Origin of the sequence: Pseudomonas sp. s4, from assembly GCF_046764235.1 — a bacterium.
GTDB lineage: Bacteria > Pseudomonadota > Gammaproteobacteria > Pseudomonadales > Pseudomonadaceae > Aquipseudomonas > Aquipseudomonas asiatica.
The window spans coordinates 2,986,264-3,005,500 of sequence record NZ_CP177209.1 but is presented as its reverse complement, the minus strand read 5'-3'; the positions used below and the strand labels follow the sequence as shown (position 1 = coordinate 3,005,500).

The following is a 19,237-nucleotide window of genomic DNA, read 5'->3' as shown; positions in this document are numbered from 1 at the left end:
TCTATCGCAGTCTCATGCCGATTGAAATCAACGGCGGGATGTTCATGGAATAAGTGGCCGGATGGTCGCGGAATCCGCAGGGCGAGTTGGAACACTTTTAAATCCTATCCGGCGCAGTAAACCCTGCGACTTTTCATTTTGAAGCAAAGGAGCTGGCCAAGCAGCTTGATCCATCCTGGAAGTTCTCGATCGACGAAATGGGCACGCTGCGCAACAGAGCTCTGGCTTACGCTTCCGGACAAACGATTGAGTTTGGCGGTCGCGCATGGCCTGCGCTGTACACGCCAAAAAACCAGACGCTGATCGACATCTTCGGCATTACAGACGCCGAGCAACAGCAGCTGCGTACGATCATTACACCGGCGTTGGCTACCGAGCGCGACACTGTCCGTCAACGTGAAAAACGCCGTGCTTCAGGTGTTCTGGAGCGTGCTCAATATGAGCAGAATCGTCAGCAAAAAACGATGGATCGAGCGGCACAGATCAAAGCCATGAAAGCTGAAGGCAAGAGCGCAAGTGAGATTGCGAAAGAACTGCAGCAGGCGCTCGACCTGGTCGTAGCCATCGGCGCCGGGGTGGGCATCGAGCAACTGGCCCAGCCAGCCCAGCAGCCCAGGGCGCTGCCCTGGAAAGGCCGGCTCCCGGCTCAGCAGCTGCTGGAGGCGAGCGGTGCGGTCATCGCGCATGGTGTCGAAAACCTCGGGCCGGTGTCGTACTACGCAGCATGCCACAGCCGCCCAGGCTGGTCACCCAGTCCTATGGGACATGGTGGCCATAAACCGCATGACTGGGCGTCGCGGAGGTCGTTTCGGGGCCCCCGATTAAACATAAACGCCGTTATTGGTACCTGGTGCGCACGGGAACGCGAGCTCTGATTTCAGTCAGACGTCAGCAGCTGTCATCGAAACTGGCAACTGGCAGGCTCTTCAGGCTCGACTCTCCGAACTAGGACTGACCGCTGTAGATATCACCGGTCTTCAGGAGGACGTCGAACGAGCACTCGCAACAGGAAGCGAGGAAGAGAAAAGGAAGGTATACGATCCATGAACCCCACCTACCACCAGATGGGGGCCAGGTTTACCGTGGCATCTCCGGCGAGCAGTTCCACGGCAGCAGCGCTTCGTAGTCTGCTACTGACGACGCATGTGGCAGTCGCTCAAGTACGTGGCGCAGCCATGTATAGGGTTCCTGGCCGTTGACCTTAGCGGTTTCGACCAGGCTGTAGATCTGCGCGCTGGCCGTGGCTCCCTGGGGCGTGTCACTGAACAGCCAAGCCTTGCGCCCGATGACAAACGGCTTTATTGCCCGCTCTGCCAGGTTGTTGTCGATCGGCAAATGGCCCGCTTCGACGTTTTATCGGGTGCTGCGCGCGGCAGGGCAACAACAGCGTCGAGGCCGCAGCCAGCGACCTGGTCGTCATGCCACTCCAACCACCCATGCGGCGCACGCGCCGAATCAGGTGTGGTCGTGGGACATCACGTACCTACCGTCGCCGGTGCGGGGAAAGCATTACTACCTGTACCTGATCGAGGACATCTACAGCCGCAAAGGCGTCGGCTGGGAAGTCCACGAGGATGAAGATGGCGCAAAGGCTGCGGCGCTGTTGCAACGCAGCGTGATCAGCGAGCAATGCTTGCGCGAACCGCTGGTATTGCACTCGGACAACGGTGCACCGATGAAATCGACGACCTTGCTGAGCAAAATGTACGACCTGGGCATCACGCCATCGCGTGGTCGACCGCGGGTGAGCAACGACAATCCGTACTCGGAGGCGCTGTTCAGGACACTGAAATACTGCCCGCAATGGCCACAGACGGGATTTGCCAGCCTGGATGCGGGCGAGGGCCTGGGTACGCGACTTCATACGCTGGTACAACCACGAGCATCGGCATAGCCGGATCCATTTCGTCACGCCGGCAGAACGGCACCGAGGCCAGGATCAACAGATTCTCGCTCAGCGGCATGAGCTGTATATGCAGGCCCGGCAGGCTAGCCCAGGGCGATGGTCAGGGCCTACACGAAACTGGGAGCCGATAGGTACCGTACTGCTGAACCCTGATCGGGAGCAGCAGTACGCGAAAGAAGCGGCATAGTTGGATGGTCGACGCGACAACTACCTTGAAAAACGCCGCTCCTTAGAAACATCCCCTCAACACAGACGCCCCCACCCCCTCCAGCTATGGACAGTTGGATCCTTGGGTGGGCGCTCATCACCATAACCAAGTAGGTCAGTCAGCGCATCAGCCACGTTGCAGCAGTAGAATAAACTCTCCCAAAACCTCGTCGGCCCTGATGATTCCAGTCGTGCTACCAACACCGGAAACCTCGTGCCAAATCTAGATCTAAAAATCTGCACCATGTCTTCAGTACCTGGCTGTTGAATTACCAGGTAGATGGCATTGTTAGATCGTACGGCAGCAAGGTGATCGCCGTGGGTGTAGTCCTTGAGATCCAGGCATGTGGAGGTCAGGATCCCGGCCTCTGCGAAGATCGATTGCCATGGCAATGTCAGCTCAGAACCGAGGCCCTGCCCAAGGATGATGAGCTGTTTGCGATCCCAGCATTCCGTCGAGGCGATGCCCTGGGAAATTGCATGGGAGCCTTCCGCCGCTCGTGAGAACGCGTGCGCCAAATCGTCTTTGTCGACCGCGCCAATCACATCATCGCCAAAGGCCTGCCTATTCAGCTGGTAGGCCAACGCCGAAAGCATGAAGATCGAGCCGCAATTCACAAAACGGCTATCTCGAGCCGGATAGCTTGCTGAGACCATGCACGATGTCTGAACACCGGCGTTTAGCAGCTGCGCAGCAGGCCCCTGGACATCGCCTGTGATCAGGGCAGAAGCTGGCGAGCCTCGATTCACGATGGATTGAGCCACACTAACGGCATCCTCATGCCGCCCCTTCATTGAGATCAGTACCGGGAGTGATCGAAGAAGCGGCTTCCGGCAGTAGTCCATGGCTGACATCAACTGACTTGGAGCTCCAACAGATTGCTCAATCAGAGATGCACCATAAGCTGCAGAGATTTTCGCGAGCCCAGAAGCAATCCATATCGAGGCTGGCGCTGATCCCAAAATGGAGGCTGATGGAATCTTCGCTGAGTCCGTCATCCGCTCTTGAATCATCGCCAAGTCCGACCAAGTCAACGCCATTAGTTCATCTCCATTACCAACGGTTGGAGCGCTTTCCAGTTTTCCACTGCGATTCCAAAATCACGTTCTTCAGGCTGCCCTTCGTGGTAACGCACCGCGTCGACCAAGTACATCGCTGAGAGCTGGTAGTACGCCATGCACGCGCGCACCTGCAGCACCCTTCTGCCATTGGTCATGTGGTAATCACCCTCCGCAATACGGCGCTGGCTTTCAGAAAGCTTTGCTGAAGGGACGAGGATGATCTCTACCGTCCGGTTCCACTCTTCATCGAGCTCCTGCGGCACCCAGGTCGAAGTCGGCTCTGGACTGACCTTGATGATCCGCGAAGGCACCAAATCCAAAAACGCCTGGCGCTTTTCATCCCAGGCCCGGACATGCCAACGCACTTCAGTCTCAACAATGGCATGAGGGCTAACCACACGCTCTTCTGGATTTGACGCCTTCATTGACTGGTACACGATGCGTAGCGGGATGTGGTTCCTCGCAGCCATGGAGATGCTTCGTACCAATGCCGGATCTATCCCACGCTTGAGCGAGGTTATACCGACCATGTCAACGCTCTTGAGGGTCGAGTCTTCTGTGGCGTTTCCCTTCAGCCACAGCTCGTGATCCTTAGGGAACATCGGCACGAACCCGTCACCGGCCACGTAAAGCTTTTTCCTTGGGTCATACCTGAGATTTTCGGGGGCGAGTTTCTGGTAGAGCGAGAAATCGTTCGTCGCTTGAGGCGGAGAAATTCCGAATCTAAGAACGAGGTCAGAGCGGTTTAGCTCACCAACCCACCACAGGCGATCCTCAATCCATTGCAGGCGCTGGCGCACCACGGCGCCGTTGCGAATGGAATCCAGAATTTCGAGAGGGTTGTTTGACATGGCTTCACTCATAGCCATATGATACTAATAGTCATTATGAGCATTCAACCTCTTCAAAGGAATTTAGAAGCCATGGGCGATGTTTGTGTAACCGCCGAATCCGCCGTTTGTAGGCCTTTCGACCCTTTGGAATCTGGTCTGGATCGCATTGTACCGCCCCTGGCTGTCCTGCAAAGCGAAGGAACCTTGCTCAACGTGTCGGCTGAAGACCAACATCGCCGACAAGAGCTTGTAGATCAGCTGCTGGCGCTTCCCCGTGAATCGCTGCAGAACATGCGACATTTCCAGACACAGATTGGTTGTCTCAATCGCTGCAGCTTTTGTAGTCAAAGCGCCGGCACGACGCTGTGGAACATGAGTCGCCGTGATCTGGCCAACCTCGTGGCCGCCATGAAGACGGTAGCCCTCGCCTGGGCTCGTGAAGAGGGCGAAGTGTGCGCAAAACCTCTCGACGGCGCCGGCCTGTTCACGCCGGGATTCGTTATGCCCAAACACGGGTTGATCGGAAACAAGCGCAATGATCGCCCTGGCGTTATCTACTGCTACCTGGACAACGATCCTGCCGCCTACCCGCACCTGGACGATCTTGTGCAGTGGCTCCATGAAGACCTTGGCGCACAGGTACGTATCGCAACGGTAGGCTACAGCCGACTCAATCCAACGATCCAGGCGATGCACGAACGCATCAGCAGCAACCTCATGTCAGGCATCGCGGGCCTACGTCTGTCCTTCTCGCCGTACACCTACGGTTGGACACAAGCTGCCGAGCGTGTGGGAGCAGCATCACGCGACGACTTCGAGCAAGACATCGCGGTTATGCTCGACACCTACCGCAGCACGTTCCTCTCCAAGCGTAAGGGGCGCAAAGGTGCCTGCGTAGAATTGCGCTTCCGTCCGCTGGTGGTGCGAGCAGAAGTCGAAGTATCTGAGATTCAGGGGCGTCGTGTACTTCGTGCAGGGCCCTACCTGGTTGTACAGAAGTCACCACATCATGCCCTCGACTTCGCCAGCATTACCGATGCAAAAAGCCACGGTACCGAGCTCTCGCAACCAGGCGAGCCTTGCTGGTTGATCTACGGCCACGAGCAGGTCATTCAGGATGACATGCTGGCGCTGATAACCAACCTGTCTTTGGCTAACTCGCTACCACCATCGATTCAGTGTCGCGACGCCCTGCTTCACCGGCTGCAGAACGAAGACGGTGAATATTTCGCTGTTGATGCGGAGCGCCGGCCCGACGGGGTTACTGCCAAGTACTTCTACCCTAAAACCGATGGGCGCCCAGGGGCAGGCTATATCGACGGTGAGCGGTACCTGCTGAACCTGCTTATTCAGGCGAAGTCCACAGGGCAGAATGTGACCTGGGCTGATGTAGAGCACATCATCACAGCACTCTATGAGCAGGCCAATGAGCTGACCTGTCGCGACCCACGCGCAGCGGCATACATCCGTGAGCAGGTTGTCGAGGTGCTCAAAAGCTACGTGCGCGTCCTGCAGCTCGCCAACTATCCGTCCACGGCCTTCTTTGACAAAGACCTCAGCGTGGACACCGGGCACATCTGTAATCTGGGGCGTGCATATCACGAATACAAAGCTATCGCCTCACGGCCTGACTTGCCGTTGACCCCAAACCATGAACGCGCCTTCGGCCTCACCGGTGAGCTTGCCGAAGAGGGCGAGGCTTGGCGCCTGGCGGTTGCGCCGGTGCTTGGAGCATCTTCGACAAGCAGCGCACGTGGCGAACGCAACACCTACAAGGACACCCCTTCGATCCTGGTCGAGCGACTGGATCTGGCGATGACAGCCACCGAAGCGGGGCAATCCAAGGAACGGTTCTTCCTGAAAACTGAAACTATCGAGCGGATCACTATTCGGGATGCACTCAGCTTCCCCGTGATCCCTGGTCACACAACAGGAGTTTAAGCATGGTTGGAAAACTCGTCGTCATCACTGGACTTGACGGCTCCGGCACCTCGAGCCTGGCGGAACAGCTTTGCAAGCTCGACCCCAAGGGCTTTCTTTTCAAGACCCCAGATGGCCCCTTCGGCGAAACCCGAGAGCTGTTCGACAGTGAAGTGAGAGACCGCTCGCAGTCTGCCCACTTCCTGTTCTACTTGGCGGCAGTCGCCTACGCCTCTGAGCGAATCAAAGAGAAGCTCAAGACCCACAACGTTTACTGCGTTCGCTACCTGATCGACACCGTAGTTTCTCACCGCGTCGCCGGCATGGACGTTGATCTGGTGTACAAAGGCATGGGTTACGACATCCATGAACCGGACGCCACCATCTTCATCAACATCGACGAGTCTGTTCGCCAGGATCGAATCACTGTTCGTGGCAAAAGCGATCTAGACAAGGTTCTGGATGACAACAGCATCCGCAATCGCTTCCTCACCGAGTTCCAACGCCTGGCCGAGCACCTCTGCATTGTCGACAACAGCACCAACGACCTGCAAGATGCGCTGAAGATCGCGGCCTCCCGTCTACCTTGGTTGAATTAAGACATGTCTACCGCTTACTACGTTACCCGCAAGGGCTTGTTGAACCTAGCCAACAGGCAGAAGGATCTGGTCGATGACTTGGAGAAATCCACCCGCGCCATGGGTCATTCAGCAAGCCTGGATAATGATCTTAGGGAAAACCCTGAGTTCATGCAGCTGCGCACCAAGGTAACCTACGAGCTACCGAACAAAATTGCGGAGCTGGAAAACGTCATTCGCTCTGCCCGCCTGATCAATGATTCCGAGCACATCCAGAACCAAGATTTTCACGAGGTTCTACCCGGCGTGGAAGTCCAGATGGAATCGGAGGACGGCCAGACGCGCACGCACTCCATCTTGGGTTACGAGGAAGGAGATCCTCATAAAGGGATCGTCTCTTATCTCTCTCCGGTCGGAGAGCGGCTGCTTCACAAGACCGTAGGTGACGAGGTTGAGCTTCCCATGCGAGGCAAGCAGATCCGTTATGAAATCCTTTCGATCAAGCTTAGCCCTCACCTGGAATAGCCAACTCTTGGTGCTCATCCTCAAAGGAACACGACATGGACATGCAACTCATTACAGGAGTCAAAAAGCAGCTCGGCTACAAACTCATCTGCCCTGATCCTGAAGCCAGCCGCATCTTGAAGCATGTCACCACCAGGCAAGCATTCTCCGAGATGGTAAAGCTCAATGGCGTCGACTCGCAGGGTCTGTTCGACCGCATCCATCAGTGCTTCGAGGAAAACAGCCTCAGGCGTCCTTACCATGACTGGTATCACACCTGCTGCGTGGTCGATGGCGTCATTCAAGGCTTGCGCTATTTTTTGAGGGCCGATCTGCTTGGCCTTTCCGAGGCTCAGCAAAAGGAGGTCAACTCGACGATCCTTGCCGCAGCGTTCCACGACATCGGGCACACCGGTGTAAAAGAACCAGACATTGTGAATGTGTCGCGCTCGATTATGATCGCCCATCGCTTCCTGATGGATGCTGGCATCTTGAGCAAAGGCGATCGATCGGTAGCCCTGGATGTCCCATTTCTACTGGAAACCTTGCAGAGCACCCAATACCCGTTCAAACGTGAGCCTTTGAATGAATACCAGGCCATCCTTCGTGATGCGGATCTGCTGCAGATTCTCGAGCCGACCTGGTTTGATGACTTGTACATCAACATGTATGAAGAATTTCTGGAAGGCAATCCAAGCCTAAGCTTCGAAGAGTTTTGCCTCAATGAGATGAATTTCGTCAAGGACGCTCAGTTTTACTCTGCGTGGTTCCGTAAAGAAAAATACTCTATGTACCAAGACACAGCGGTTACTCGCGTCAAAACGGCCTACACCTCGGTTTTCACTACCAGCGGGACTTAAAGAAGTAAGCGAACCGCGAACACACCTTGCGCTCGTTAAGCAGGCGTCCACTGATGCGGCAATAAGGCCTCGATCTCGCTAGCCCGCTGCGTCGGCAGGCGCTTCAGCACGTCCTTGAGATAGGCATACGGATCATGCCCACTCATGCGCGCCGACTGGATCAAGCTCATGATCGCCGCCGCGCGCTTGCCACTGCGCAGTGACCCAGCAAACAACCAATTGGCACGTCCAAGTGCCCACGGTCGTATTTGGTTGTCGGGTAGTCAGACGCGGTTACCCGCGTCCAACCCCCTAAGAACCGTGCATGCGAGTTTCCCAGCACACGGCTCAAGCCTCTGCTAAGGCGCCATTGGGCACCCGGTTATACATCGTCGACATTGGCAAATTGCACATCTCGTGGGCAACGCAGGTGGTAAATCTCAAGATTAGCCGCAGCGTTCGTCCCGCCATGACCTAGCTTCACAATATGGCGACTGTGCCACGGTGTGTCTTTGGTCACCGGCTTGAAGCAGGCGCAGCACCTGCCGCCCTGTTGCACCCATACCCGATACAGCTTGGCTCGACCTTTAACGGAAGTGAGCATCTTCTTGCCCCAGCGGGACTCGAAGTACTCATCCCACACAGGGTCGTGAGGGTTGGCAGAGGCCTTAATCTTGATATGTCGCACAATCGGTGTGTCTGAGGCGTCTACTAGCGTGTACTGACGCTTCCGACCATCGGCGGATTTTTCAGTACACGAGAACACCCAACGGCGCGCCCCTTGTACTTTGAAATACCGATCCTTCACCCATCGACGTGTCTTGCGAGGGTGGCGACGTACCGCCCATCGCCAAAGCATTTCCCACACTGCGCTGTCCACCTGGTTGAAGACCTTCTTGGCGACGACATGACTGTGATAGTTCGCCCAGCCCCGTAGAACCGGGTTGAGCAAACCTATCAAGTTAGCCTGTCGTATCGTTTTGTTGGTCTTGATCAACTCTCGCAGCTTGGCAAGGAGAGCCCCGATGTTCGCCTTGGACGGCTTGATCAGGAGCTTGCCGTTGTACTTACGCAAGTTCCATCCGAGGAAGTCGAACCCGTCCCCTATGTGCGTTATCTTGGTTTTTTCCGGAGAGAGAACGAGACCGCGCTCCGCCAGAAATTCAACCACGGCGGGCCTGACTTCATTCTCCAGCCATTCTTTCGAACAACCAGTGATAATGAAATCATCTGCATAACGCACCACGCGCATTTTTCGGGCTGTCCACTTCGCGTTGGGAAATCTCTTCGCCAGCATCGCTTCCAACCCATCCAGCGTCATGTTCGCCAACACCGGGGATATGATGCCTCCCTGCGGGGTTCCGGCGTGGCTGGGGAATAGCTGTTTTTGGTAGACATGACCAGCCCGGAGCCATTTCTGCAAAATCGCCTTATCCATGGGGATGTTGGCGATCAACCAGTCATGGCTGATATTGTCGAAACAGCCTTCAATGTCGCCCTCTAACACCCACTCCGCGTTTGCTTTTCGTGACAGCACACCAAAACACTGTGCGGCGGCATCCGCAGTTGAACGTTCTGGCCTGAATCCATAAGAGTTCGGATCGGCGGTGGTTTCCGCTATTGGTTCCAGAGCCAGTAAATGAAGCGCCTGCATGGCCCGGCATTTCATCGCGGGAATTCCGAGAGGTCTAGTCTTGCCGTTTTTCTTCGGAATGAGGACTCTCCGAAGCGGGAGCGACGAGTAACCTCGCCGCGTCAACGACTCTATCGCGCCGAGCTTGGCCCTAGGCGTATTCCTAGTAACCTTGTCCACGCCGGGGGTATTTTTGCCTTTGTTTTCAGACACCCGTTTCACGGCAAATGCCTTGCCGCTGAACGAGTGAGTCAGCAGCCATTGCAGGGCTTTCACCTTGTTATGTCTGCCATCTTGTACAGCCTTCACAATACGCGCTTACAGCCCTCTGACACGACGTTGTACGGCGATCCAATCGATGCAGTCCCACGACGTGCCGGAAGGTGCACACGCCAATGCTGCTGCGTTCATTTGCTCTCCTTCCGTTGAAAGGGTTCTACCTACTCTCGTGTGAAGAGAGACCATGAGGACGTCTGCCCGCTTTCGCGTGAAGTGATATTTCAACCTCTATCCAACCCATTACAGGACGGCGTTCGCTTTTTCCTCGTTCCTTCGCCCGCACCGCCATGGGCAGTTTTTACAAACGGCTTTCCCTGACGGGAGCGATACGGGATTTCCACGTTCCGCCTACTGAAGTGCGTCGGGTTAGGTGCCTGCTATCGACCGGGAGGCATGTGGGTCACGAGTGCGTAGTCGAAAGACGCAATTCCCACCCCCATTACCGTTTTGGTTCGAGCGTGTAAGCCATTTCCGCTCGTTCAACTTAACGATCGTTGCGCAGATTCACATGTGTTCACCATACCGACTATCTAGCACTTGTCCGGCTATGGCTGCCAGAAGGGTACGCCTCTCACGATTAGTACCCCGCACCTGCGGTGCCTCGTTCCATTGTCGAAGGCGCTCTTGATTCAGCCTTCTAGATTCACCCGGTGACACGGGTGGTTCCCTCCAAGGGGAACAACTTCTGTAAGCGACTTCGTGTCGCACCTCGACGTGGTTGTTGTCGATGGGCAAGGCACCGTCGTCCAGGTAGCGCGTCAGCGCTATCCAGCGTTTCAGGCTGTAATCGAGAGCCTTAGCGATGGCCGAGCCTTCGGGCACCAGCTCGCGCTGGGTCAGCATCCAGTCATGCAGTTTTTCAGCGATGGGAACCGCATCCCGCTGACGTATTCGCCGGCGGTCTTCTTCGCGCATGTCCTTGGCCTGCCGTTCGACCTCGTAGAGCGCACCAATCGTTAGAAGCGCCTGCTCGGCCAACTGACTCTTGTTCGCCGCATGCAAGTCAAAGAACTTGCGGCGCGCATGTGTTCGTGACACACGATGGTCGGCGAACTTCGCAATCATGACGTGGGCCAACAAACCAGCAGTCGGGATGCCCTTGTCGATCACCTGCGCCGGCACCGGGGCCTGGATCAGCGTTTCGCAACTGTCGCAGACCCACTTGCCACGAATATGGCGCTCCACGGTGAATACGCCCGGTGTGTAATCAAGCTTCTCGCTGACATCTTCACCGATACGTTTGAGTGCGCAGCCACAAGTGCAATCGGTATTGTCCGGTTCATGATGAATCAGCGTGCGGGGAAACTCGGGCGGTAAGGCACGACGTTTAGGCTTCTGCTTTTCTTGGCCGGGTGCCGGAGTGACCCGCAGCGACTCCAGTTCCGCTTCGATGGCGGCGATATCGGTATCGATAAGGTCATCGAGCAAGCTGGCCTGCTCAGGGCTCATTTGCTCGCTACGCTTGGCGAACTTGAAGCGCTTGAGCTGGGCGATCTCGTGGCTGAGTTTTTCGATCAGCGTTTTGTCGTGATGGATCTTCTTGTCCATGACCTGAACGGTCTTGCCCATCGTCTCGACTTGCTCGTCGAGCGCCGAGACACGTTGTAGCAACTGCGCCGCCAGAGCGCGCAGTTGTTCGGGTTCAGTTGGTCGAGGTCGGGGATCGAAGTCATGCCGCCGATCTTGCCAGATCAGCGTAAACAGGACGACAGACTGATCGGACAATTGCACTGCCGGATGGGGCATGACTTGGCTTAGAGGATGGAAATGGCGTTTCCAGGGCCAACTCTTTGCCAAGGCAGCCCCAGTATCAAGGCATGATGGGCCAGAAATGGTGTCCACTAAAATTAGGTGGACACCATCGCCTTCCGCGGTTGCGGCAGGAAGATGTGTTGGCCGGACGGATACAGTACAAGGGCCGCACGGCGCTAAACCCGGTAGTAGTAGCGACTACAAAGAAATTGATGGCGGATGGGATGGCCAAGCCTCCTGTTGCCTACACTCTATAAGTATCTAGCTGCTTGGCGCCCATTGAGCGCTCGGATGGCTGAGATAACGCTACAGAAACTACACACCGGAGCAAGCGAGGTCGTGAAGATGGTTGATAATCAGATCGAGGAGTTCCCCAGAGAGATTCAGGAGGCGGCAGAGCAAGCGGTCGCGGTTGCCGGTATTGAGGTGCGAGATATGTGTGCAGCCCTGTATCGGGAAATAGTGGTGGCAGTGGCGAACAGCAGGAGGCAAGAGAAGCTAGAGCGAATAGCCCTGGGAATTGCACGGGCCAAAGCGCTAGGTAAGTACAAAGGCAGGCAGCCAAATAAGCTTTTACACCAGAGGATTCTGGAGTGCCTTAATAGCGGTAAGACTATTCGACGCACCGCAAAAGAGGTGAATTGCGCCAAGTCCACCGTGCAGAGGGTCAAAGATGCGCACGGACTCGAAATCAAGACTCCTTCATCGACTACGGTAGAACCCAAGCAGGATAAGGTTAGTGCGGGGCTAAGAGCTCTTGGACATTACTGAGCGGCGTATCCCTGCACCACCAACAGAGAGGCCCTGGAGGGAGTCCAACGGGGCCCAGGTATCTCTGGGGGGGCAGGCTTCCTGCAGCGTCCCTGGTATCTACGCCAGTGCCTGAGACGTCAAGCCCCTCCGCGAACGCGGGGAGAATTCAGTCAACTACTCAATCAGCCCCAAACCCAACGGTCTTCCCTCCGCGCCTCCCTCAGAATCAAGCGCTTACCACCAGTTCTCCGATTCCACTCAGGGCATCGGCAAGGCGGCATGTGCCGCGCTTGGCATTTGACCTCGTACAAACCGCCAATTGAGTGCAGTGCCTGTTCGGCCAACTGTAAGCGTTTGCTAATCACACCTTGCGACTTTAGCTGGCGCTACGCCTTGGATAAAAATCGTTCGGTGATCATCGCCACCGCCTGTTCCGGAGACGTCAGGGCTGTGTCTATATTAAACGGAGCGCTTTCCCACGCCTCGTATTCATGATCCAGTACAGACTGCCAGGTTGGTGGAGTCAGCCCAGGAATATCAATCTTTCTGGTTTCTACCCGGCGCTGATGTTCATGCTTATCAGAGCAGAGCACTTGGATATTCACTAATGGAGCACCAGAGCGTGTGGCGATATCGCTCCAAGCCTTTCGGCTTTCGATTACTGGGTTAACACAGTCAACTATGACCGTGCTGCCAAAACGAAGATTGCTCAGAGCAAGCTCATTGGCGACCATGTAACCGCTCCGCCCTACGTCTTGTGCAAGAGCACCGGAGTCTCGAATAGCTTGCTCAATCGTATCGATCCGCAGATACACGGCACCTGTTCTGGTGGCAAGGTCACTTGCGATAGTCGTTTTTCCGGTACCTGGAAGGCCGCTGAAGACAATGAGCATTCTATGTCCTTAGGTTAGTGTCTTAACCCAGTTTAGGCGGCTGCCAGTTATGCAGCAGCAACTGGTCGATTTTACTCGCCCGCTGTGTCGGCAGCCGCGTGAGAACATCCGTAACCGTCCGGCCAACTCACCTTCCTGACCCCGACGCCAAAGGCGATGGTGTCCACCTAATTTAAGTGGACACCATTTCTAGCCTTTTAAGCGGGTCTTTCCATGCAGTCACAACGCCGTTCCTATTCAAAATCCTTCAAGGCCCAAGTTGTCCAAGAGTGCGCCCAGCCCGGCGCATCGATTGCCAGCGTCGCGCAGAAGCACAGCCTTAACGCGAACCTCGTACATAAATGGATTAGGGTACTCACGAACAAAACTATGGCGCTGCAACCTGCTTTCATTCCAGTGCCCTTGCCGCTAGCCGGAGGACATTCGCAGGCAGCTTCATCAAGTATCTGCATTGAAATCCAGCACCCGCGTGGCACCGTCAAAGTGAACTGGCCGACCGAAAGCGCTGTCGCCTGTGCCACCTTTCTGCGAGACCTGTTGGAATGATTCGGATCGATGCCATCTGGCTTGCCACCGAGCCTATGGACATGCGCGCCGGTACCGAGACCGCGCTGGCCAGGGTGATCGCGGTGTTCGGTGTGGCGAAGCCGCACTGCGCATACCTCTTCGCTAATCGCCGTGCCAACCGAATGAAAGTCTTGGTGCATGACGGTGTGGGCATTTGGCTGGCAGCGCGACGATTGAACCAAGGCAAGTTTCATTGGCCCGGCATCCGTCACGGATCGGAAGTCGAACTCGATAACGAGCAACTTCAAGCCTTGGTACTGGGTTTGCCGTGGCAGCGGGTCGGCGCAGGCAGCGCGATCACAGTGCTTTAGCCCCTGCCATTAGCCCATCGGTTTATCGCTGTTGACGACCTGCTCTGACACAATCAGCGGCATGACTTCCTCGCCCAATCTCGACCAGATGACACCGGAACAGCTGCGCGGCTTGGCCGAACAGGCTATGCAGTTGCTGTCCCAGGTCGACTCCATGAGCCAGAAAATCCAACGCCTCGAAACGGTCAACGAGCAACTGGCTCATGAAATCGCCATCCTCAAGCGACACAAGTTCGCCAAGCGCAGCGAGCAACTGAGCCCCGACCAAGGCAGTCTGCTTGATGATCTGCTCGATACCGATATCGCAGCTATCGAAGCCGAGCTGAAGGCAGCCAATCCGCCGGCCGCACCGGCCGAGCCACGTCATAAGCCCAAGCGTGCACCACTGCCGCCGCAGTTTCCGCGAACCGTGATCCGTCACGAACCAGAGAATACTCAGTGCGTGTGCGGCTGCCAGCTTCAGCGAATCGGCGAAGACGTCAGCGAGAAGCTCGATTACACTCCGGGCGTGTTCACAGTTGAGCGGCATGTGCGTGGAAAATGGACGTGCCGTCAGTGTGAAACACTGATCCAGGCGCCTGTACCGGCCCAAGTGATCGACAAGGGCATCCCGACCGCAGGCCTTTTGGCCCACGTGATGGTGGCGAAGTTCGCCGACCATTTACCGCTGTACCGGCAGGAGAAGATTTTTGGTCGGGCCGGACTGCCCATCGCCCGTTCGACACTGGCGCAATGGATCGGACAGACCGGTGTGCAGCTCCAGCCTCTGGTCGATGCGCTGCGTGAGCATGTGTTGGCCCAGGGCGTGATCCACGCCGATGAGACCCCGGTTCAGATGCTCGCACCAGGCGAAAAGAAAACCCACCGCGCTTACGTGTGGGCCTATAGCACCACGCCTTTCTCGGCCCTAAAGGCCGTGGTCTACGACTTCAGCCCCAGCCGTGCCGGCGAACATGCGCGTAACTTCCTGGGCACGTGGAACGGTAAGCTGGTCTGCGATGACTTCGCCGGCTACAAGGCCAGCTTCGAGCTGGGCATCACCGAAATCGGCTGCATGGCCCATGCACGCCGCAAATTCTTCGACCTGCATGCAGCCAATAAAAGCCAGTTGGCGGAGCAGGCGCTTCACTCGATTGGCGGGTTGTATGAAGTCGAGCGACACGCCAAGGAAATGAGCGACGAAGCCCGCTGGCGATTACGTCAGGAAACAGCGGTGCCCATCGCTGAAAAACTGCATGAGTGGATGTTGGCCCAACGCGAACTTGTGCCCGAGGGTTCGGCCACGGCCAAGGCCCTGGATTACAGCCTTAAACGCTGGGTAGCGCTGACGCGCTACCTGGAAGATGGTGCTGTGCCCATCGACAATAACCAGATCGAGAATTTGATCCGGCCGTGGGCGCTTGGGCGCTCGAACTGGTTATTTGCCGGGTCGCTGCGCAGTGGAAAAAGGGCGGCGGCAATCATGAGCCTGATCCAGTCGGCGCGTATGAATGGGCACGATCCGTATGCCTATCTCAAGGATGTACTGATGCGGCTTCCGACACAGCGGGCGAGCGAAATCACGCAATTACTCCCGCAGCATTGGATGCTTGCCTGAGGCAGGCTAAGTGGACTTCGCCAAATAGTCAGCTCAAAGGCTGATTGGCATCAACAATTCGGAAGCGACTTTTCTCAGCATGTAGGTTTCGCGCAGAATTGACTGCCCCATCGAAGACTCGTGACGCTGCATGACGGCTTCATTGTGTGCGATGGCTTCATGCAGGTTGATCCAGACAGGCCGCATACCATTAGCGATTTCGTGGCTTTCCATTCTCACCGGCTCTAGCTGGGGCGCTACTTCGCATTGATAAAAATGCGAGGTCATGTGCATCAGATCGTACTGTGGCTTTTGGTAGGGCCGGTACTCCTCGATGTAACCGTAGTGCTGGAGCACCTGTATTTCACGAGCACCAGTCTCTTCCTCAAGCTCACGCTTCAGGCCTGCGACAATGTCCTCGTCACCATCAAGGCCGCCTCCAGGAAAGCTGAAATCGTTATAGCGCTCGGTGAACAGCAACAGGATCTGTTCACCCCGCATCACGATGCCGCGAGCTGCATGTCGACGGAATACTCTGCCCTGCTTGGATTTCAGCTCGGGGTGAACAATTTCAGTTATGAGTTGCATGTGGTCTCGTAGCGGCAAGATCAGTTAGTCATCGTCCAGGGTGGCCACGGTATTTCCTCAGTTCTGGAAATACTGTGGCCAGTGGAACTGGCTCAGCGAAGCAGCAATAAGGGTACAGTGGATGTACGCAGCATCGTCGTGGTCGTGCTGCCTATCAGAAACTGCCTGATGCGTGAGTGCCCGTACGCCCCCATGACCAAGAGGTCAATGCCGTGCTCTGCCTGATACGCATGCAGTGTGGACTCTACTTCGCCTGGGCGGATCTCGGAATGCACCAGCGAGCCGGAAGACGCAAGCGTGGTTCGTGCCTTCTCCAGCGCGTTCTGGTTGTCTTCAGAATCCGTTCCAACCATGACGATATGAATTGGCAGGCCTTCGCACAGCGGGCTTGAAGCAAGCATCTGTAAGGTCTTGTGGCCTGTTGCGCTGCCGTCAAATGCCACCATGACCGTTTCAGGTTTCCTGAAATGGCTGGTTGTAATCAGGGTGGGGCGGTGGATAGTTCGGACTATCGCTTCAATCTGGCTGCCAAGACTTTGGGCACTGCGCGTGCTGTCCTCACCGACTCTTCCAATCACCAGTAACCGAATATCGTCTTGGAGATCGCTCAGGCTCTCGACGAGATGGCCATGGCGCTGCTTCATATCAGGTGACATGGCGCCAGAGTGAACTGTTCGCTCGCGAGCTTTTTCAAGCATGTGCTGCCCATGCTCCAACGCCAGTTTTGCCCGCTGCGCATCCAGCATGGCCAACTCTTCCAGCAGATGTTCTCTGCTACCGAGACCGATATTGCCGCTGAGGTCAGCGGATGCAGGATATTTCTCCTTATCCAGCACATGAAGCAAGGTCAGGGGAGCGCTGAGTCGTTGCGAGGCCCATGCTGCGTAATCGCAGACCGCCAATGAGGATTGTGAGTTATCAATGCATGCCATTACGCGGGTCATTGTCGTTCTCCTTAGTGGCTCATGAGCTTGTCGATGGCACCGGGTTTGTCATGCACGCCGAAGCGGTCAACGATTGTCGCGCTGGCTTCATTGAGACCGAGCACTTCAACCTCAGCGCCTTCGCGTCGGAACTTGATCACGACCTTATCCAGCGCTGCGACGGCGGTGATATCCCAGAAATGCGCCTGTGTGAGATCGATGGTGACCTTGTTGAGCGCCTCCTTGAAGTCAAAAACCTCAGTGAACTTGTCCGCAGAGCTAAAGAACACCTGGCCCACGACGCGGTAAGTCCGATGCGATTTCGTCTCTTCAAGAGTGCTCTTGATATCCAGGTAGTGCCCGACCTTGTTTGCGAAGAACAGGGAGGCCAGCAGCACACCTACCAGTACGCCGTAAGCCAGATTGTGAGTGGCCACGACGACCACGACGGTCGCCACCATGACGAGGTTGGTCGACAGCGGATGCTCTTTCAGATTACGCAAGGAATCCCAGCTAAAGGTGCCGATGGACACCATGATCATCACAGCCACGAGTGCCGCCATAGGGATTTTGGAGAGCCACTCGCCAAGAAATACCACCATCAGCAGCAGGAAAACGCCGGCACACAATGTCGAGAGACGGGTGCGGCCACCAGATTTCACGTTGATGATCGACTGGCCGATCATGGCGCAACCTGCCATGCCGCCAAGCATGCCGGCAGCGATGTTGGCCACACCCTGGCCTTTGCACTCGCGGTTTTTGTTGCTGGTGGTGTCGGTAAGGTCGTCGACGATGGTCGCGGTCATCATTGATTCGAGTAGACCCACTACTGCCAACGCAGCCGAGTACGGGAAAATGATGCGCAGGGTTTCAAAATTCAGCGGAACTTCAGGCCAGAGGAAGATCGGGAGCGTATCAGGCAGTTGGCCCATGTCACCGACGGTGCGGATATCCAAACCGAGGTAAATGGCGATGGCAGTCAGCGTCAGAATGCACACCAATGGAGAGGGAATCACCTTGCCGATTTTCGGTACATACGGGAACAGGTAGATGATTCCCAGGCCCGCAGCGGTCATGGCATAGACATGCCAGGTGACATTGGTCAGCTCAGGCAATTGCGCCATAAAAATCAGAATCGCTAATGCGTTTACGAAGCCGGTGACTACCGAGCGTGAAACAAAGCGCATCAACGAGCCGAGCTTCAGGTAGCCGGCAAGGATTTGAAGTACGCCACATAGTAGCGTCGCGGCCAGCAGGTACTGGAGTCCATGCTCTTTTACCAGCGTAACCATCAGCAGTGCCATGGCGCCTGTCGCCGCCGAGATCATTCCGGGGCGCCCGCCGACAAAGGCGATGACAGCACAGATACAGAAGGAGGCGTAGAGACCGACTTTGGGATCTACCCCGGCGATGATGGAAAAGGCGATGGCTTCCGGGATCAGCGCGAGTGCGACCACCAGCCCCGCGAGCACGTCGGCACGGACGTTGGAAAACCACGTTTGTCTAAGTTTTTGCAGCATATAAATATCCAAGGCAAAGCATCGCGCACGCCAAGGGAGTGGCGAGCGAATCGATACAAATTCAAATTTTGAGGATTTTTTGCTGTGTGCTTAAGGTGTAAAACCAGGCGTACAGCAGTGAGCACCCGCGAGCGAGGCTAGCGGAAGCAGGTTGTTGCGAGGGGGCGTAGCGCTAAGGCGGCGTAGGCTGCCAGTAGATCGTTTGGAGTACAGTCATGCTGATGTTCCTGTAGCTCAAGGGGTATGCGGAGCCGAAGTATACAATGAAGCCATCGTCGATTGCGACCCGCTGGCAGGCTCTGCATGACCTACGTCAGATACAGGCTTATTCAATGGGTATACCTGCGGGCAAGGCTTTGTTTTCCACCCGTTCTTGTCCGAGCTGGTCTGTGTGCTGAGGGGTGAGTTGGCCAGACGGTTACGAACATCCTTCAAATAAGCATACGGATCATGCCCATTCATACGCGCCGATTGGATCAAACTCATGATCGCCGCCGCCCGTTTACCGCTGCGAAGCGACCCGGCAAACAACCAGTTGGAACGTCCAAGCGCCCATGGCCTGATCTGATTGTCGGGTAGTCAGACGCGGTTAC

At 56.1% G+C, this 19,237-nt stretch carries 15 protein-coding genes and 6 pseudogenes; 10 read left to right on the top strand and 11 right to left on the bottom strand.

Going from position 1 to position 19,237, the window contains the following annotated elements; translation table 11 throughout:
* The first annotated feature begins 197 nt into the window (after positions 1-197).
* Positions 198-875, top strand: coding sequence for a hypothetical protein (locus ACK56M_RS14140; RefSeq protein ID WP_137138310.1), 678 nt, complete (start codon positions 198-200; stop codon positions 873-875).
* Positions 876-1,077: 202 nt separating this feature from the next.
* Here ACK56M_RS14140 and ACK56M_RS14135 read toward each other — a convergent pair.
* Positions 1,078-1,350: pseudogene (locus tag ACK56M_RS14135) on the bottom strand (transposase domain-containing protein); the annotation flags it as partial.
* On the opposite strand from ACK56M_RS14135, the pseudogene ACK56M_RS14130 reads away from it, so the two are divergent.
* A pseudogene (locus ACK56M_RS14130) lies at positions 1,343-2,093 on the top strand (IS3 family transposase); the annotation flags it as partial. The pseudogenes ACK56M_RS14135 and ACK56M_RS14130 overlap by 8 nt on opposite strands.
* A 56-nt stretch (positions 2,094-2,149) precedes the next feature.
* Here the strand turns inward: ACK56M_RS14130 and ACK56M_RS14125 are convergent.
* Both ACK56M_RS14125 and ACK56M_RS14120 read right to left on the bottom strand, forming a co-directional pair.
* Positions 2,150-3,154 (bottom strand): hypothetical protein, encoded by a 1,005-nt coding sequence (locus ACK56M_RS14125; protein WP_054890472.1) that lies wholly within the window; start codon positions 3,152-3,154, stop codon positions 2,150-2,152.
* A complete protein-coding gene (locus ACK56M_RS14120; RefSeq protein WP_064314783.1) occupies positions 3,154-4,026 on the bottom strand; it encodes a WYL domain-containing protein in 873 nt (290 codons plus the stop codon). Before ACK56M_RS14120 ends, ACK56M_RS14125 begins: the two co-directional genes overlap by 1 nt.
* A gap of 72 nt (positions 4,027-4,098) precedes the next feature.
* Between ACK56M_RS14120 and ACK56M_RS14115 the strand changes: the two genes are divergently transcribed.
* From ACK56M_RS14115 to ACK56M_RS14100, 4 genes are read left to right on the top strand one after another with little or no spacing between them, the layout of a single operon-like run.
* The gene (locus ACK56M_RS14115; RefSeq protein WP_137138311.1) at positions 4,099-5,949 is read left to right on the top strand and encodes a hypothetical protein; all 1,851 of its coding nucleotides are present in this window, start codon (positions 4,099-4,101) and stop codon (positions 5,947-5,949) included.
* A 2-nt stretch (positions 5,950-5,951) separates the two neighbouring features.
* Positions 5,952-6,527, top strand: coding sequence for a hypothetical protein (locus tag ACK56M_RS14110; RefSeq protein WP_054890476.1), 576 nt, complete (start codon positions 5,952-5,954; stop codon positions 6,525-6,527).
* A gap of 3 nt (positions 6,528-6,530) precedes the next feature.
* Entirely contained in the window at positions 6,531-7,031 is a 501-nt protein-coding gene (locus ACK56M_RS14105) for a GreA/GreB family elongation factor (protein ID WP_054890477.1), read from the top strand.
* A 35-nt stretch (positions 7,032-7,066) separates the two neighbouring features.
* Positions 7,067-7,870, top strand: a complete 804-nt coding sequence (locus tag ACK56M_RS14100; RefSeq protein WP_054890478.1) for an HD domain-containing protein — start codon at positions 7,067-7,069, stop codon at positions 7,868-7,870.
* 35 nt (positions 7,871-7,905) lie between these two features.
* Here the strand turns inward: ACK56M_RS14100 and ACK56M_RS14095 are convergent.
* From ACK56M_RS14095 to ACK56M_RS14085, 3 pseudogenes are all read right to left on the bottom strand, one after another.
* Positions 7,906-8,127 (bottom strand): annotated as a pseudogene (locus ACK56M_RS14095) (transposase domain-containing protein); the annotation flags it as partial.
* Between the two features lie 104 nt (positions 8,128-8,231).
* A pseudogene (gene ltrA, locus ACK56M_RS14090) lies at positions 8,232-9,893 on the bottom strand (group II intron reverse transcriptase/maturase).
* A 576-nt stretch (positions 9,894-10,469) separates the two neighbouring features.
* Positions 10,470-11,434: pseudogene (locus ACK56M_RS14085) on the bottom strand (IS66 family transposase); the annotation flags it as partial.
* A 370-nt stretch (positions 11,435-11,804) separates the two neighbouring features.
* Here ACK56M_RS14085 and ACK56M_RS14080 point away from each other — a divergent pair.
* Positions 11,805-12,284, top strand: coding sequence for a helix-turn-helix domain-containing protein (locus ACK56M_RS14080; RefSeq protein ID WP_054890481.1), 480 nt, complete (start codon positions 11,805-11,807; stop codon positions 12,282-12,284).
* Between the two features lie 368 nt (positions 12,285-12,652).
* On the opposite strand, the gene ACK56M_RS14075 is transcribed toward ACK56M_RS14080, so the two are convergent.
* Entirely contained in the window at positions 12,653-13,159 is a 507-nt protein-coding gene (locus ACK56M_RS14075) for an AAA family ATPase (RefSeq protein ID WP_102083945.1), read from the bottom strand.
* 213 nt (positions 13,160-13,372) lie between these two features.
* On the opposite strand from ACK56M_RS14075, the gene tnpA reads away from it, so the two are divergent.
* From tnpA to tnpC, 3 genes are all read left to right on the top strand, one after another.
* The gene (gene tnpA, locus ACK56M_RS14070; RefSeq protein WP_009684096.1) at positions 13,373-13,705 is read left to right on the top strand and encodes an IS66-like element accessory protein TnpA; all 333 of its coding nucleotides are present in this window, start codon (positions 13,373-13,375) and stop codon (positions 13,703-13,705) included.
* Complete coding sequence (gene tnpB, locus ACK56M_RS14065; RefSeq protein WP_009684097.1) at positions 13,702-14,037, top strand: IS66 family insertion sequence element accessory protein TnpB; 336 nt, start codon at positions 13,702-13,704, stop codon at positions 14,035-14,037. The genes tnpA and tnpB overlap by 4 nt, the downstream gene beginning before the upstream one ends.
* 61 nt (positions 14,038-14,098) lie before the next feature.
* Entirely contained in the window at positions 14,099-15,634 is a 1,536-nt protein-coding gene (gene tnpC / locus ACK56M_RS14060) for an IS66 family transposase (protein WP_009684098.1), read from the top strand.
* Positions 15,635-15,667: 33 nt separating this feature from the next.
* Here the strand turns inward: tnpC and ACK56M_RS14055 are convergent, their stop codons facing one another.
* From ACK56M_RS14055 to ACK56M_RS14040, 4 genes and pseudogenes are all read right to left on the bottom strand, one after another.
* Positions 15,668-16,201, bottom strand: coding sequence for an NUDIX hydrolase (locus tag ACK56M_RS14055; protein WP_009684099.1), 534 nt, complete (start codon positions 16,199-16,201; stop codon positions 15,668-15,670).
* 92 nt (positions 16,202-16,293) lie between these two features.
* The gene (locus ACK56M_RS14050) at positions 16,294-17,145 is read right to left on the bottom strand and encodes a universal stress protein (RefSeq protein ID WP_012316922.1); all 852 of its coding nucleotides are present in this window, start codon (positions 17,143-17,145) and stop codon (positions 16,294-16,296) included.
* 11 nt (positions 17,146-17,156) lie between these two features.
* Positions 17,157-18,644 carry a SulP family inorganic anion transporter gene (locus ACK56M_RS14045; RefSeq protein WP_009684101.1) on the bottom strand — a complete coding sequence of 496 codons (1,488 nt, stop codon included), beginning with the start codon at positions 18,642-18,644 and terminating at the stop codon, positions 17,157-17,159.
* A gap of 411 nt (positions 18,645-19,055) precedes the next feature.
* Positions 19,056-19,217 (bottom strand): annotated as a pseudogene (locus tag ACK56M_RS14040) (transposase domain-containing protein); the annotation flags it as partial.
* Between the last annotated feature and the right edge of the window lie 20 nt (positions 19,218-19,237).

What these genes read in the sequence shown, in the direction of transcription:
- ACK56M_RS14050 (WP_012316922.1), bottom strand. Translation starts at nt 17,145, where the DNA reads ATGACCCGCGTAATGGCATGCATTGATAACTCACAATCCTCATTGGCG.
- ACK56M_RS14100 (WP_054890478.1), top strand. Translation starts at nt 7,067, where the DNA reads ATGGACATGCAACTCATTACAGGAGTCAAAAAGCAGCTCGGCTACAAA.
- ACK56M_RS14045 (WP_009684101.1), bottom strand. Translation starts at nt 18,644, where the DNA reads ATGCTGCAAAAACTTAGACAAACGTGGTTTTCCAACGTCCGTGCCGAC.
- tnpC (WP_009684098.1), top strand. Translation starts at nt 14,099, where the DNA reads ATGACTTCCTCGCCCAATCTCGACCAGATGACACCGGAACAGCTGCGC.
- ACK56M_RS14110 (WP_054890476.1), top strand. Translation starts at nt 5,952, where the DNA reads ATGGTTGGAAAACTCGTCGTCATCACTGGACTTGACGGCTCCGGCACC.
- ACK56M_RS14055 (WP_009684099.1), bottom strand. Translation starts at nt 16,201, where the DNA reads ATGCAACTCATAACTGAAATTGTTCACCCCGAGCTGAAATCCAAGCAG.
- ACK56M_RS14140 (WP_137138310.1), top strand. Translation starts at nt 198, where the DNA reads ATGGGCACGCTGCGCAACAGAGCTCTGGCTTACGCTTCCGGACAAACG.
- ACK56M_RS14075 (WP_102083945.1), bottom strand. Translation starts at nt 13,159, where the DNA reads ATGCTCATTGTCTTCAGCGGCCTTCCAGGTACCGGAAAAACGACTATC.
- ACK56M_RS14115 (WP_137138311.1), top strand. Translation starts at nt 4,099, where the DNA reads ATGGGCGATGTTTGTGTAACCGCCGAATCCGCCGTTTGTAGGCCTTTC.
- tnpB (WP_009684097.1), top strand. Translation starts at nt 13,702, where the DNA reads ATGATTCGGATCGATGCCATCTGGCTTGCCACCGAGCCTATGGACATG.
- ACK56M_RS14125 (WP_054890472.1), bottom strand. Translation starts at nt 3,154, where the DNA reads ATGGCGTTGACTTGGTCGGACTTGGCGATGATTCAAGAGCGGATGACG.
- ACK56M_RS14080 (WP_054890481.1), top strand. Translation starts at nt 11,805, where the DNA reads ATGGCTGAGATAACGCTACAGAAACTACACACCGGAGCAAGCGAGGTC.
- ACK56M_RS14105 (WP_054890477.1), top strand. Translation starts at nt 6,531, where the DNA reads ATGTCTACCGCTTACTACGTTACCCGCAAGGGCTTGTTGAACCTAGCC.
- tnpA (WP_009684096.1), top strand. Translation starts at nt 13,373, where the DNA reads ATGCAGTCACAACGCCGTTCCTATTCAAAATCCTTCAAGGCCCAAGTT.
- ACK56M_RS14120 (WP_064314783.1), bottom strand. Translation starts at nt 4,026, where the DNA reads ATGTCAAACAACCCTCTCGAAATTCTGGATTCCATTCGCAACGGCGCC.